General features: G+C 61.2%; 10 protein-coding genes. 1 reads left to right on the top strand and 9 read right to left on the bottom strand.

The window, feature by feature from the left end; genetic code table 11:
- Positions 1-178: 178 nt before the first annotated feature.
- The 8 genes from C934_RS0104965 to C934_RS0104925 form a co-directional block, all read right to left on the bottom strand.
- Positions 179-1,222, bottom strand: a complete 1,044-nt coding sequence (locus C934_RS0104965; RefSeq protein WP_018855600.1) for a sn-glycerol-3-phosphate import ATP-binding protein UgpC — start codon at positions 1,220-1,222, stop codon at positions 179-181.
- Complete coding sequence (gene ugpE, locus C934_RS0104960) at positions 1,222-2,070, bottom strand: sn-glycerol-3-phosphate ABC transporter permease UgpE (RefSeq protein WP_018855599.1); 849 nt, start codon at positions 2,068-2,070, stop codon at positions 1,222-1,224. The genes C934_RS0104965 and ugpE overlap by 1 nt, the downstream gene beginning before the upstream one ends.
- 9 nt (positions 2,071-2,079) lie before the next feature.
- Positions 2,080-2,961 carry a sn-glycerol-3-phosphate ABC transporter permease UgpA gene (gene ugpA / locus C934_RS0104955; RefSeq protein WP_018855598.1) on the bottom strand — a complete coding sequence of 294 codons (882 nt, stop codon included), beginning with the start codon at positions 2,959-2,961 and terminating at the stop codon, positions 2,080-2,082.
- Between the two features lie 65 nt (positions 2,962-3,026).
- On the bottom strand, positions 3,027-4,334 hold the full coding sequence (gene ugpB / locus C934_RS0104950; RefSeq protein WP_018855597.1) for a sn-glycerol-3-phosphate ABC transporter substrate-binding protein UgpB: 1,308 nt from the start codon (positions 4,332-4,334) through the stop codon (positions 3,027-3,029).
- 178 nt (positions 4,335-4,512) lie between these two features.
- Positions 4,513-5,313 (bottom strand): inositol monophosphatase family protein, encoded by an 801-nt coding sequence (locus tag C934_RS0104940; protein ID WP_018855595.1) that lies wholly within the window; start codon positions 5,311-5,313, stop codon positions 4,513-4,515.
- A gap of 35 nt (positions 5,314-5,348) precedes the next feature.
- Positions 5,349-6,410 (bottom strand): ABC transporter ATP-binding protein, encoded by a 1,062-nt coding sequence (locus C934_RS0104935; protein ID WP_018855594.1) that lies wholly within the window; start codon positions 6,408-6,410, stop codon positions 5,349-5,351.
- The gene (locus tag C934_RS0104930) at positions 6,407-8,641 is read right to left on the bottom strand and encodes an ABC transporter permease (RefSeq protein WP_026371561.1); all 2,235 of its coding nucleotides are present in this window, start codon (positions 8,639-8,641) and stop codon (positions 6,407-6,409) included. Before C934_RS0104930 ends, C934_RS0104935 begins: the two co-directional genes overlap by 4 nt.
- 82 nt (positions 8,642-8,723) lie before the next feature.
- The gene (locus tag C934_RS0104925; RefSeq protein ID WP_018855592.1) at positions 8,724-9,752 is read right to left on the bottom strand and encodes an ABC transporter substrate-binding protein; all 1,029 of its coding nucleotides are present in this window, start codon (positions 9,750-9,752) and stop codon (positions 8,724-8,726) included.
- Positions 9,753-9,934: 182 nt separating this feature from the next.
- Here C934_RS0104925 and C934_RS0104920 point away from each other — a divergent pair, with 182 nt between their 5' ends.
- On the top strand, positions 9,935-10,954 hold the full coding sequence (locus C934_RS0104920) for a LacI family DNA-binding transcriptional regulator (protein ID WP_018855591.1): 1,020 nt from the start codon (positions 9,935-9,937) through the stop codon (positions 10,952-10,954).
- A 199-nt stretch (positions 10,955-11,153) separates the two neighbouring features.
- Here the strand turns inward: C934_RS0104920 and C934_RS0104915 are convergent, their stop codons facing one another.
- Positions 11,154-12,986, bottom strand: a complete 1,833-nt coding sequence (locus C934_RS0104915; RefSeq protein ID WP_018855590.1) for an ABC transporter ATP-binding protein — start codon at positions 12,984-12,986, stop codon at positions 11,154-11,156.
- Positions 12,987-13,003 lie beyond the last annotated feature (17 nt).

Below are 13,003 nucleotides of genomic sequence, written 5' to 3'. Positions count from 1 at the left end.
TAATCGCGATTACCTTAATCGTGTTTACCTTATTGACGATCAGTTTGTCAAGTTCTGCGCGCTACAGGCTCTCCAAACCGTGCCAGATTGTCGATTTTTCCTCAGACAACAGGGCAAGCCTATCCCTTTGAAACCCGGCTGTTGATCTCTCGTGGGCAGAAAGAGTTCCGACAGTCTCTTACTGCACCCGAACGTTGCTTCGGTCGAAGAAGTGCAGTCTCTCTGCCTTGGCGGCAATCCGCACCGGGGCGTCGATCTCTATTCTTGATCGGCCCGCGACACGAAAGACAACATTGTCGCCGGTTGGCAGCGTTGCGTGAACGTAGCTTTCAGCGCCGATCAGCTCGACAGCGGCGACGCGAGCATCGGTGGTTAGGGCTGCGGGTGCTGCGCCTTCCACCAGATAGAAATCCTCTGGGCGGATGCCGATGGTGGCGGTCTCGGCTGGAAGAAGGTCCGGGTTGCTCAATGTCAGGCTCGGATTGTCGGTCGAAAACAGGTTCATCGCCGGCGAGCCGATGAAGGTCGCGACGAAGGTTGTTGCGGGTTTCTCATAGAGCTCGATCGGTGTGCCGACCTGCTCGATCAGGCCGCCGTTCAGGACGACAAGCCGGTCGGCGAGGGTCATAGCCTCCATCTGGTCATGCGTGACGTAAACGCTGGTGGTTGCAAGTGACCGCTGAAGGCGCTTGATCTCGACCCGCATCTGTACGCGCAGCTTGGCGTCGAGGTTGGAGAGCGGCTCGTCGAAGAGAAAGGCGGCGGGCTCGCGCACGATCGCCCTGCCCATCGCCACACGCTGGCGCTGGCCGCCTGAAAGCTGGCGCGGCTTGCGCTCAAGGTAGGGCTCGATCTCGAGCGAAGCAGCCGCCTTGGCAATGCGCCTGTCGATCTCGTCCTTGGGTGTGTTGCGGTTCTTCAAGCCATAGGCGAGGTTCTGGCGTACCGTCATATGCGGATAGAGCGCATAATTCTGGAAGACCATGGCGATGTCCCGCTCGGAGGGCTCCAGCTCGTTGACCCTACGCCCGCCGATCCCGATCTCGCCGGCAGTGATACCCTCCAGCCCGGCGATCATACGCAGCAGCGTGGACTTGCCGCAGCCGGAGGGGCCGACGAGGACGAGGAGTTCGCCGTCGGCGATGTCGAGCGACACGCCCTTGATCACGTCGATGCCGCCGCCATAGGACTTGCGGACGTCGTTAAGCTTGATTTCGGCCATTATTTCTCCGTTTCCACCAGACCTTTGACAAACCAGCGCTGCATGAGCACGACGACGAGGACTGGCGGGATGATTGCCAGGATCGCCGTCACCATCACGAAGTTCCACGGGGTCGCCGCATCAGCAAAATCCACCATCTTGCGCAAGCCGATGATGATCGTCGTCATGCGCGCGTCGTTGGTCACGAGCAGCGGCCAAAGATATTGTGTCCAGCCGTAGATGAAGAGGATGACGAAAAGCGCGGCGATATTGGTGCGCGATAGCGGCAGCAGGATATCGCGCATGAAGCGGAAGGGACCGGCGCTATCGATACGTGCCGCCTCGACCAGCTCGCCCGGGATCGTCAGGAAGAACTGCCGGAACAGGAAAGTCGCCGTCGCTGACGCCATCAGCGGCAGCGTCAGACCGGCATAGGTGTCGATCATGCCGAGATCGACGATCACCTTGTAGGTCGGCAGGATACGGACTTCGACCGGCAGCATCAGCGTGATGAAGATCATCCAGAAGAAACCCATGCGGAAGGGAAAACGGAAGAAGACGATCGCGAAAGCCGACAGGAAGGAAATCGCGATCTTGCCGACCGCGATGACGAAGGAAACGACGAAGGTGTTCCAGAGCATCCGCTCGAGACTTACACCGACGGTGCGTTCGACTCCACCGAAGAGCGCTTCGCCGTAATTTCCGGACAGGTGCGCACCCGGCAGCAGCGAGATCGGCGGTCGCAGGATCTCCGCCGAGCTCATCGTCGAGGCGACGAAGGTGTAGTAGATCGGAAAGGCGACGATGACGATGCCGAGGATCAGCATCAGGTGGCCGAGAAGCGTGGCCAGGGGACGTTTTTCGATCATCAGCCTGCCTCACCCATAATGAACGCGGCGTTCCACGAAGCGGAACTGGAAGGCGGTCAAGGCAATCACGATTGCCATCAGGATGACCGATTGTGCCGCCGAGGAGCCGAGGTTGAGATTGACGAAGCCATCGTTGAAGACCTTGTAGACCAGCGTTTCGGTCGCCCGTGCCGGACCGCCTCCGGTAACCGCGTGGATGATGCCGAAAGTGTCGAAGAAGGCGTAAACGGTATTGACCACAAGCAGGAAGAAGGTGGTCGGCGCCAAGAGCGGGAAGACGATCGTCCAGAAGCGCCGGCTGCCGCGCGCACCGTCGATCGCCGCCGCCTCGATCAGCGATTTCGGGATTGCCTGCAGCCCGGCGACGAAAAAGAGGAAATTATAGCTGATCTGCTTCCAGGCGGCTGCGACAATCACCAGCAGCATGGCCTGGTTGCCGTTCAGCAGTGGATCCCAGCCGAAGCCGTTCCGGCGCAGCAGATAGGCAAAGGTGCCCATGGCGGGATTGAACATGAAGAGCCAGAGCATGCCGGCAACGGCGGGCGCGACGGCATAGGGCCAGATCAGCAGCGTCCGATACAAGCCCTGCCCGCGCACCACCTTGTCGGCGGCGGTCGCAAGCGCCAGCGCCAGGACCATGGACAGCAACGCCGTCGCGATGCTGAAGACAACAGTTACCTGCAGCGAGTTCAGATAGTTCTCGTCAGAGAGAACCGCCCGGAAATTGGCGAGGCCGACAAAACCGCTCTTGAGTCCGAAGGGATCCTCGCGCTGCGTCGACTGGTAGAGCGCCTGGCTTGCCGGCCAGAAGAAGAAGACCACGGTAAGCACGATCTGAGGCGCGACCAGGAGATAGGGAAGGATCTTGTTTGGAAAAACAACACGCTGCAAATGAGGCTCCTGACAAACGGTAGTAACCGCCCGCGGCTTCGACCACGGGCGGCAGGTGGCGTCTGTTAGTTGCCCAGGGCTTGCTGGATCGCCGCATTGCCTCGCTCGACCGCCTTGTCAAGCGCCGCTTTGGCGTCCTGCTTGCCGGCGAGCATCGCCTCGAATTCCTCGTTCATGATGTCGCGGACCTGAGGCAGGTTGACGAGACGAACGCCCTTGGAATTTTCGGTGGGCGCCTTGCCCATCATCTGCAGGATCGGCGTTTCGCGAGCAGGGTTCTTGTCATAGAAGCCGGACTTCTTCGTGTCCTCGTAGGCCGCCATGGTGACCGGCATGTAGCCCGAAACCTGATGCAGTCGCGCCTGGATCTTGGTCTGGGAGAGGAAATGGAAGAACTCGGCGATGCCCTTGTATTCCGCATCCGACTTGCCGGCGAAGACCCAGAGGCTCGCGCCGCCGGGGATCGTATTCTGCGGCCGCCCTTCGCCATCATAATAGGGCAGTTGACCGATGCCGTAGTTCATCCCCGACTTGACGATGTCGCCGAGGCCACCCGAGGATTCCGTCATGATGGCGCATTCGCCGGAGGTGAAGAGTTGCTTTGCCTCCGAGGTCCTGCCGCCGTATCGGAAGGTGCCGTCCTTGGCGAGATCGGCGATCGCCTGGAAATGCTGGACGAACAGTGGCGAGTTGAATTCGAGCTTCACATCCGTGCCGCCAAGCCCGTTTTCGTTGGTGCCGTAGGCGACGTTGTTCCAGGCGGCAAAGTTTTCCGTCTGGATCCAGGTCAGCCACGTCGATGTTAGGCCGCAGGGGGCTGCGCCACTCGCCTTGATCTTCTTGGCTGCCTCGAAGACATCAGGCCAGGTTTTCGGCGGCGTCTCCGGATCGAGGCCGGCCTTCTTGAAGACATCCTTGTTGTAGTAAAGGATCGGCGAAGAGGAGTTGTAGGGGAAGGACAGCATCGTGCCGTCCGGCTTCGAGTAATAGGCGACGATGCCGGGCAGATATTCAGACTTGTCGAACTTGTAGCCGCCCTTCTCCAGCACCTGGGCAGCCGGCATGACGGCGCCCTCTGCTCCCATCATGACGCCGCTGCCGGCGTCAAAGACCTGCAGGATTGCCGGTGGCTGCTTGGCGCGGAAGGCGGCGATGCCGGCGTTCAGGGCTTCCGGATAGGTGCCCTTGAACACCGGGACGATCTTGTACTCGCTCTGGCTCTCGTTGAACTCCTTGGACAGCTTTTCGACGACCTCGTTATTGGCGCCTGCCATGGCATGCCACCATTGCAGTTCGGTCACCGCAAAGGCGTGCTGGGCACCGGCCGAAAGGGCCGCGGCTGCGACGGAAACGAAAAGTAGACGTTTGGACATAATTCCTCCCTGTGGTTTTGGCGATCGTCTGCGACCTTTTCCGGACGATCCTCCTCGATCGTTCCGGAAATCCTCTTCTGTCTTTTCCCGAAAGCGGCGAACTCCCGATGCAAAGCTGTGCAATCGAAGAGAACTAGGACGCTTTCGCAATCTGTCGAGCACCGGAGCGAAGATCGCCTCAAAGGCCGGCGATACTCCTCAAATCCTCGATCGCGCCTGGCGCGGCGGCAAGCACCGGCGCGCCTTTCGTGAGCGTCTCGCCCTGTGTCGGGAAGGGGTGGTACCAGCCGCCCGCTTCTTTCACGAGGCAATAGCCGGCCATGCAGTCCCAGGCATGCATGTAGGGCTCGTAATAGCCAACCAGCCGGCCCGCCGCGACATAGGCGAGCATCAGCGCGCCGGAGCCGTTGCGGATGAAATTTCCGCCGGCGTCCAGCAGGCTTTCGACCATCTTCCCGACGAAAGCCGGCGAGACGTAGTTGTTGGCACCGATTCCCGTCACCGCGTTGCGAATGTTGCGCGAGGGGTCGAGCGTCAGCGTCTTGCCATTGAGCGTCGCACCCATGCCAAGTGCTGCGGTATAGAGTTCGCCGTGGCAGGGCGCGGAAATGACGCCAAGCACGGGAACGTCGCCGTGCAGAAGGCCGATCGAAACACACCAGTTCGGCATGCCGTTGACGAATGGGCTTGTGCCGTCAATCGGATCGACAACCCAGGTGAAGCCCGAGGAGCCATGTTCGAGCCCATACTCCTCGCCGAGGACACCGTCGCCCGGATAGGCTTCATGAAAGCGGGCGCGGATCAGGTTCTCGACTTCGCGATCGGCGATCGAAACGACGTCCTGAGGGTCGCGCTTGGTCTCGATGACGAGGGTTTCGCGCTTCCTGAAATAATCGAGCGCCACTTCGCCTGCCTCACGGGCAACCGCCTCAGCAAGCGCGAGACGGGCTTCGAGACCGGAGATGACATGCGACGTCATGAACTAATATCCTTCTTGTCAAAGCGGGTTTGGAGTCAACCGATAATGGCGATGCCACGGCTCTTGAAGCCGATCGTCACTTCCGTTCGCGGCGCGAGCGCCTGTTCGACAGCCGGGTCGACGACGAAAAGCGTACCGTTGCTCGTCTTGACCTCGTATTCGACACGGTCGCCAAGATAGGCGGCATGGGTGATCTCGCCATTGAACGATCCATCGGAGGTACGCGGCGCAAGGGTGATGGCGTTCGGACGAATGGCGAGCTGCGCCGGTCCGGTGCGGATGTTGCGGCCAGCAACCCGATGCTGCAGCCCCTCGACGCTGATCGTCGCGCTGTCGCCCTCGACGCCGACGATGTCGCAGGGCAGCACGTTGGCCTCTCCCATGAAGTCGGCGATGAAGGCGGAGGCCGGCGCGTCATAGAGGTCGCACGGCGCACCTGCCTGTGCGATCTGGCCATCCTTCATGACAATGATGCGGTCGGAAACGGCAAGGGCTTCGTCCTGGTCATGCGTGACATAGACCGCGGTGAAGCCGAGACGCTGCTGAAGATCGCGGATCTCCGTGCGCACCCGCCGCCGGAGGCGGGCGTCGAGATTGGAAAGCGGCTCGTCGAGCAGCAGGACCTGTGGCTCCAGCACCAGGGCGCGGGCGACGGCGACACGCTGTTGCTGGCCACCGGAAAGCTCGGCCGGCAGGCGCTGGCCCATGCCGGCGAGACCAACCAGCTTCAGCCCCTCCTCCGCCCGCTCGCGGGCCTCCTTGCGGCGAATGCGGGAGGACTCGAGGCCATAGGCGACATTATCGAGCGCCGTCATGTGCGGAAACAGCGCGTAGGACTGGAACACCATCGAGACGTCGCGCTCGTTAGCCGGAAGGGCCGTGACATCCTTGCCGCCGATCAGGATCCGGCCGGCCGAGGGATGTTCCAGTCCGGCCAGCATGCGCAGCGTCGTCGTCTTGCCGCAGCCCGATGGACCGAGCAGCGTGACGAGCGTACCCGGCTCGATGGTCAGCGAAAGATCGGGGATCGCTGTGAAGGCACCGAAGGTCTTGCGGACATTTTCGAAGACGACGGAACCGGCGGCGGTGTTGCTCATGCGGTTTTCTCCTGACCAAGAGGCGCGGAAGCGGCTTTACCGGCAAGCGCGACGCGGTTTTCGCGCCGCAGCCGGCGCTCGCCGACGAGAAGCTGGAAGCCGGCGATGATGACGATCATCACCAGGATAAGCGCCGAGGAATAGGCGATCGCCACGCCGTATTCGCCGTTCTCGACAAGGCCGACAATATAGGCGGTGGACATGTTGTACTTCGCGCTGACCAGAAAGATGACCGCGCTGATCGAAGTGATGGCACGGACGAAGGAATAGACGAGTGCTGCGGTGATTGCTGGCCGAAGCAGCGGCAGGATGACCCTGCGGATGGTGCGGAAGCTGTCGGCGCGCAGTGTCAGCGACGCCTCGTCGAGGCTCTTGTCGAGCTGGCTCATGGCCGCCACGCCCCCGCGCACGCCGACCGGCATGTTGCGGAAGACGAAGCAGGCGACGAGGATCAGCGCCGTGCCGGTCATTTCGAGCGGCGGCAAGTTGAAGGCCATGATGTAGCTGATGCCGATAACGGTGCCGGGAATGGCAAAGCTCATCATCAGCGCAAATTCGAAGAGGTTGCGGCCGACGAACCGCTGACGAACGATCAGATAGGCAGTCAAGAGGCCGACGGCTGCTGTCAGCGGCGCGGAAATCAGGGCGATCTCCATTGTCGTCCAGAAGGAGTTCCAGGCGACGCCCGTCCAGGCAATGCCGCCATCGTCGCGCCAGCCAATCGAGAAGGCCTTCACGTAGTGCTCGACGGTAAGCGTGTTGTCGAGGCCCCAGGTGCGGACAAAGCCGCCGAAGAGGATCATCGCGTAGACGACGATGGTGAAGATCATCCATGGAATGACGATCGCATGCACGCCGATCGAAAGTCCGCGCGGCAGGGCGATATGGGCGCCCGAATCCCCCTTGCCCGTCACAGTCGCGAAACTCTTGCCGGCGAGCCAGAAGCGTTGCGCGATGAAGGCCGACATGGTGAAGAGAAGCAGGATCATCGCAAGGACGGCGGCCCGTGACGGATCGTTCTGCGAGCCGACGACGGCGAAGAAGATCTCCGTCGACAGCACGCCATGGCTGCCACCAAGTACCATCGGATTGCCGAAATCCGCCATGCTCTCGATGAAGGCGATCAGAAACGCATTGGCGAGACCGGGCTTCATCAGCGGCAGCGACACCCGCCAGAAGGTGCGCCAGCGGTCGGCACGCAAGGTTTGAGACGCCTCCTCCATCGAGGGGCTGACGCCTTCCACCACGCCGATAAGCACGAGGAAAGAGATCGGCGTGAAGGAAAGAACCTGGGCGATCCAGATGCCGGTCAGTCCATAGAGCCAGCGGCCCGGTTCCGCGCCAAGAAGAGTTGCCACCGTTTGGGTGACGACGCCGGCACGCCCGAAGAGCAGCGTCAGCGCCAGACCGACGACGAAGGGCGGCGTGATGATCGGCAAGATCGTCAGCAACCTTAACCCCTTCTTGAAGGGAAATCGCGTGCGCGTCGCAACCAGCGCAAAGCAGAGGCCGAGGAGCGTTGCGCCGCTGGCCGTCAGGATCGCGAGCCAGAGCGTGCGCCAGGCGACGCCGCAGCGGTCGCCACCAACCAGGCAGTCGAGACTCCAGACGGACGAGTCCTGAATATTGGTCACGAACCCGCTCGGATCAAAGGACCCGTCGAAGGCCTGAAAGGCGCCGACGAACATGCTGCCTACCGGGTAGAAGACAAAGATTGCAACCAGCACGATCAACATGACGATGGCGCCGACAAGGAAGGCATCACCTTTCATGACGCCGCGTTCGGCAAGCCCGAAGGAGAAGAGAAGCACGAAAACGATGCCGGCAAGGATGGCGCCAGCACCCATCGAGGGCTGCCCATCTTTGAGCGTACCGAAAAGTACTTCGCTGATCGTCCAGCTCCAGCCGGAGAAGGTAATTGCCAATCCCTGCAGCGCCAGGAAGACAAAGCCGAGGCCACCTGCCAAGGCAAGCAGCCGACCGCGGCGGATCGGATCGGTCATCAGGCGCGCCGAGCCGCCCGCCAACAGGAACGCAAGGGCGCCGGCAAGCCACCAGCGTCCGTGCATCAATATCTGCAAAACGCCAGGCGCGGCGGCAGGGTCAGCTGGAAAGCCGGAAAGCCAGCCGAAGCTGTAAAAGCCACCTTCGATCCGGTACCACGGAAGGAGAACGAAGGCAGCAAGGCCGAGAAGAAGAGCGACATCGAGCCGTCGATTGCTATGTGTCATGGTCGGGTCCGCGTCTTCATCCGGTTTCAGTTGTGCCTTCGGGCCGAACATAGTCCGGCCCGGGGCACGGGCGAAGTCAGGTTCAGTTCGCCTTGGCGCCGATCTCCTTGTCCCAGCGAGCAAGAAGCGCCTTGCGTACATCGGGATCGCCGTATTTCGCGAAATCGTAATCGATGAGCTTGATGTCCTCGAACTTCGGCGCCTCCTTCGGCACCTCGGCGGATTTGTTGGACGGAAGCTGATAGGACTTCGCTTCCTTCATGTGCGACTGCGCTTCGGCGGAAAGCGCCCAATCGTACCATTTCTTGGCGTTCTCAAGGTTCTTGGCGCCCTTGACGATCGACATCGAACCGATTTCGTAGCCCGTGCCTTCGCATGGCGCGACGGCCTTGACCGGGAATCCCTCGACGGTCTGGGCGACAGCGTCGTGCATGAAGACGATACCGATGGTGGATTCGCCGCGCGCGGCCGCCTTTACCGGCGCCGAACCGGACTTGGTGTATTGAGAAACATTGGCGTTCAGCTTCGAGAGATAATCGAAAGCCTTGTCCTCGCCCATGATCTGCACCAGCGTGGCAAGCGTGTTATAGGAGGTGCCGGACGAATTCGGATTGGCGATCTGGATCTCACCCTTGTAGCTCACATCGAGCAGGTCAGCCCAGCATTTCGGCTCCTTCAGCCCCTTCTTGGCAAGGATTTCGGAGTTGTAGCCCCAGCCGAGCGCGCCGGCATAAACGCCGACGGTGCGGAACTTGGCGCTCTCGGCCTGTTTCTTGGCCCAGTCCTGGAGCTGATCGAAAAGCGGCGACTTGTATTCCTGGGTCAGGCCTTCGGCGGCTGCCTGAAGATGGGGATCGCCGGTGCCGGCCCACCAGATATCCGTCTTCGGGTTGCGTGCCTCGGCACGGATCTTCGCATAGGTCTCGCCAGCCGACAGGCGAACCATGTTCACCTTTATGTCGGTCTGCTTCTCGAACAGACCCTTCATCAGGTCGCAGACCTGCGAATCCGCCGAGCAGATGACATTGAGATCGCCGGCGGCATGAGCCGAAAAGGCAACAAAGGATACACCCGCGGCAAGCAATGCCGCGGCCAACTTGACCGGTCGCATGATTTCCTCCTGGTTGTGACGGCGCCTCCACGCCGCTCGCTCTTGCAAGCGTGTGCAGAGCTTGCATACGGGCAAAATAACTGTCAACTCGTTTTTCGCAAAACTGTCATAAAAGTCTCGTGCAAGACCGCTTGCACGCACGTGCAACAAACGGCTAAGAAAAGACCGTGCGGGAGGGAAAGGTGCGGTCCAAAATTTTCGTTAGTGCACAGGAAGTCGCCGAAAGGGCCGGCGTATCGCGTTCCGCCGTCTCGCGAACCTTTACCCCGGGAGCGAGCGTTTCGGCAGAGACGCGCGAACGGGTGCTGCGGGCGGCGGAGGAGCTCGGCTACCACGTCAACCATCTTGCCCGAGGCCTGATGCGCAACGAAAGCGGCATCGTCTGCCTTATCGTTTCCGAGGTCGCGACGCCGTACCGGTCGGCGCTGCTCAGGGAGCTGACGCTGCAGCTGCAGAATGCCGGCAAGGTAGCGATGTTCATCAACACGGATCGCTCCGACGGCAGCGTCGACCGGGCGCTGCAACAGGCCATCCGTTATCGCGCCGATGCATCGGTCATTCTTTCCGGGCTTCCCGACAAGTCGATAACGCAGCTTTGTCTGCGCAATGGCCAGCGCCTGGTGCTGATCAACCGCGACGACGATCAGCCTGGCCCGCTCCGGATCAATCTCGACGACGACGAGGCCGGCGGACGCATCCTGACCGCCTTTGTGCGGGCCGGCTGCCGCCGGCTTGCCTTTGCCAATTCCGAAGCGGGGACGCCTAGTCTCATGGGGCGCGAGCGCGGATTCGTTGCCGGCGCGCGGGCGCTTGGAATGGATGTCATCGTCGAACGTCACGGCTGGACGGGCTATGAGGCCGGGCGCGTTCTCGCCCATCGCCTGCTGACGGCCAAGGAGCGGCCCGACGCCGTCTTCTGCGCCACCGACCTTCTGGCCTGCGGTTTCATGGATGCGGCACGCCACCAGTTCGGCATATCCATTCCGGACGAACTCTGCGTCGCCGGCTTCGACGATATCGAGCAGGCGTCCTGGTCATCCTACGAACTGACGACATTCGCACAGCCGGTCGCCGAAATCGCTTCAAAGGCCGTCGAATGGTTGACCAAGTTCGAGCGGGAGGACGGCCAAGGCGACGTTCAGTCCATCAGGTTGAGGGCCGAACTGCTTTGGCGAAAGTCTATTCGCGCCAGGAAATCATAACACCGCTACCGGCACGGCGAGTAAATGCTGCGCAGACGCGCAACGTCGCCCATACCGGCTCTGGCTGGCGCCGCGACATGACGTCCTGACCACGCCGGATGGCGAAGGTCGACAGCGACGAGGACGAGATGGTGCCCGGCATCCCTGTCCGGCCAGGCGAGAGGCAAGGGGTCGTCCATGCCCATTGGCGGGAGAACCGTCAGTTTATCACGAGATGTCCTGGCGAAACGGTTCGATATTCGCGCCGTCCAGCCTCGTATTCGACAGGCCGGATCGGGCTCTTCAGCTCCTCGACGACAGCCATTCGTTTCTGGCGGCGACGGTCCGGATCCGGCACCGGAACCGCGGCCATGAGTTTCTTGGTGTAGTCATGTTGCGGGTTGCCGAAGACTGCCGCGCGCGGCCCGATTTCGACGATCTCCCCAAGATACATGACCGCCACACGGTGGCTGACGCGTTCGACGACCGCCATATCATGCGAAATGAACAGGAAGGCGAGATCGAGGTTGTGCTGCAGATCGAGCATCAGGTTGATGACCTGCGCTTTGATGGACACGTCGAGTGCCGAGACACTTTCATCAGCGACGATGACCCTGGGTTTAAGTGCCAGGGCTCGGGCGATACAGACGCGCTGTCGCTGGCCGCCAGAGAATTCATGCGGGTAGCGCCGTGCCATATCGGGTGTCAGCCCGACCTTCAGGAGCATGTCAGCGACAACGTCCTTTGCCTCTCTTGCTGTGCCCATCTTGTGCTCGAGGTAGGGTTCGGCAATCGCCTGACCGACGGTCATGCGTGGGTTGAGCGATGCAAACGGGTCCTGAAAGATCATCTGCACAGACTTGCGCATATCGCGCATCCCGCGCTTGTCGAGAGCGAGCACGTCGCGTCCTGCGACCAGCACGGATCCAGAATCCGGTTCGATCAGCCGCATGATGGCGCGCCCTGTGGTCGATTTGCCACAACCGGATTCGCCGACCAGTGACAGCGTCTCGCCGGCGAAAAGGTCGAAGGAAACGTTCTCGACAGCATGCACGCGACCGCTCAGTCGTCCAAACAGCCCCGAGTGGATGTCGAACCGCTTGGTGAGCCCCTTCACCTCAAGGATCGGCTTGTCCTTGGATACGGTGTCAGGCACTTCGACCTGTTTGTCCGTTTCACCGGTTGCGGTGTTGACAACAGGAAAGCGCAATGGCCGGGCATAGGCCTGCATTGATCCAAGCACCGGGACGGCTGACAGCAGGGCGCGGGTGTAGGGATGCTTTCCGCGGTGGAAGATGTCGGCTGTGGCACCGGTCTCCACCTGCTCACCGCGATACATGACGACTGTGCGGTCGGCAATTTCGGCAACGACGCCCATGTCGTGAGTGATGAACAGGACCGAGGTCCCCTGCTCGTCCTGCAGCATCTTGATGAGATCGAGGATCTGCCCCTGGATCGTTACGTCGAGTGCCGTCGTCGGTTCGTCGGCGATCAAGAGCTTTGGCTTCGAAGCCAGAGCCATGGCGATCATCACACGCTGGCGCATGCCGCCGGAGAAGCGATGCGGGTATTCATCGAAACGAGATGCGGCGGACGGGATGCGGACCTTTTCCAGCAACCGGATCGTCTCCGCCTTCGCCTCGGCCTTCGACATCGCCTGGTGGCACAGCAATGCCTCCGAGATCTGGTCGCCAATGGTAAAGAGCGGATTGAGGCTCGTCATCGGTTCCTGAAAGATCATCGAGACGTCGTTGCCGCGGACCTTTCGCATCTCATTTTCTGAAAGTGACAGCAGGTCGCGGCCGCCCAGCATGATTTTGCCCTCGATGCGGCTCGAATCCGGCTGCAGGAGCCGCATGATCGAAAGCGACGTGACACTCTTGCCCGAGCCGCTTTCGCCGACGATCGCGACCGTTTCCTGCGGTGCTACAGAGAAGGAAACATCCCGCACGACGGGTTTTAATCCGCCATCCACCAGAAACGAGGTGGTCAGGTTCTGGACAGACAGAACCGGATCGACGGACCGTGCAGTGCTTGTCTCTGTGGCGCTCATGATCGTTCCCTTTCTTC

Origin of the sequence: Rhizobium sp. 42MFCr.1 (assembly GCF_000377185.1) — a bacterium.
Classification (GTDB): domain Bacteria; phylum Pseudomonadota; class Alphaproteobacteria; order Rhizobiales; family Rhizobiaceae; genus Rhizobium; species Rhizobium altiplani.
Note: the sequence above shows the minus strand (reverse complement) of the source record. Positions and strands in the feature narration are given on the sequence as shown.

Coding starts and splice junctions, on each gene's coding strand:
- C934_RS0104965 (WP_018855600.1), bottom strand. CDS start 1,222: ATGGCCGAAATCAAGCTTAACGACGTCCGCAAGTCCTATGGCGGCGGC.
- ugpE (WP_018855599.1), bottom strand. CDS start 2,070: ATGATCGAAAAACGTCCCCTGGCCACGCTTCTCGGCCACCTGATGCTG.
- ugpB (WP_018855597.1), bottom strand. CDS start 4,334: ATGTCCAAACGTCTACTTTTCGTTTCCGTCGCAGCCGCGGCCCTTTCG.
- C934_RS0104940 (WP_018855595.1), bottom strand. CDS start 5,313: ATGACGTCGCATGTCATCTCCGGTCTCGAAGCCCGTCTCGCGCTTGCT.
- C934_RS0104935 (WP_018855594.1), bottom strand. CDS start 6,410: ATGAGCAACACCGCCGCCGGTTCCGTCGTCTTCGAAAATGTCCGCAAG.
- C934_RS0104930 (WP_026371561.1), bottom strand. CDS start 8,641: ATGACACATAGCAATCGACGGCTCGATGTCGCTCTTCTTCTCGGCCTT.
- C934_RS0104925 (WP_018855592.1), bottom strand. CDS start 9,752: ATGCGACCGGTCAAGTTGGCCGCGGCATTGCTTGCCGCGGGTGTATCC.
- C934_RS0104915 (WP_018855590.1), bottom strand. CDS start 12,986: ATGAGCGCCACAGAGACAAGCACTGCACGGTCCGTCGATCCGGTTCTG.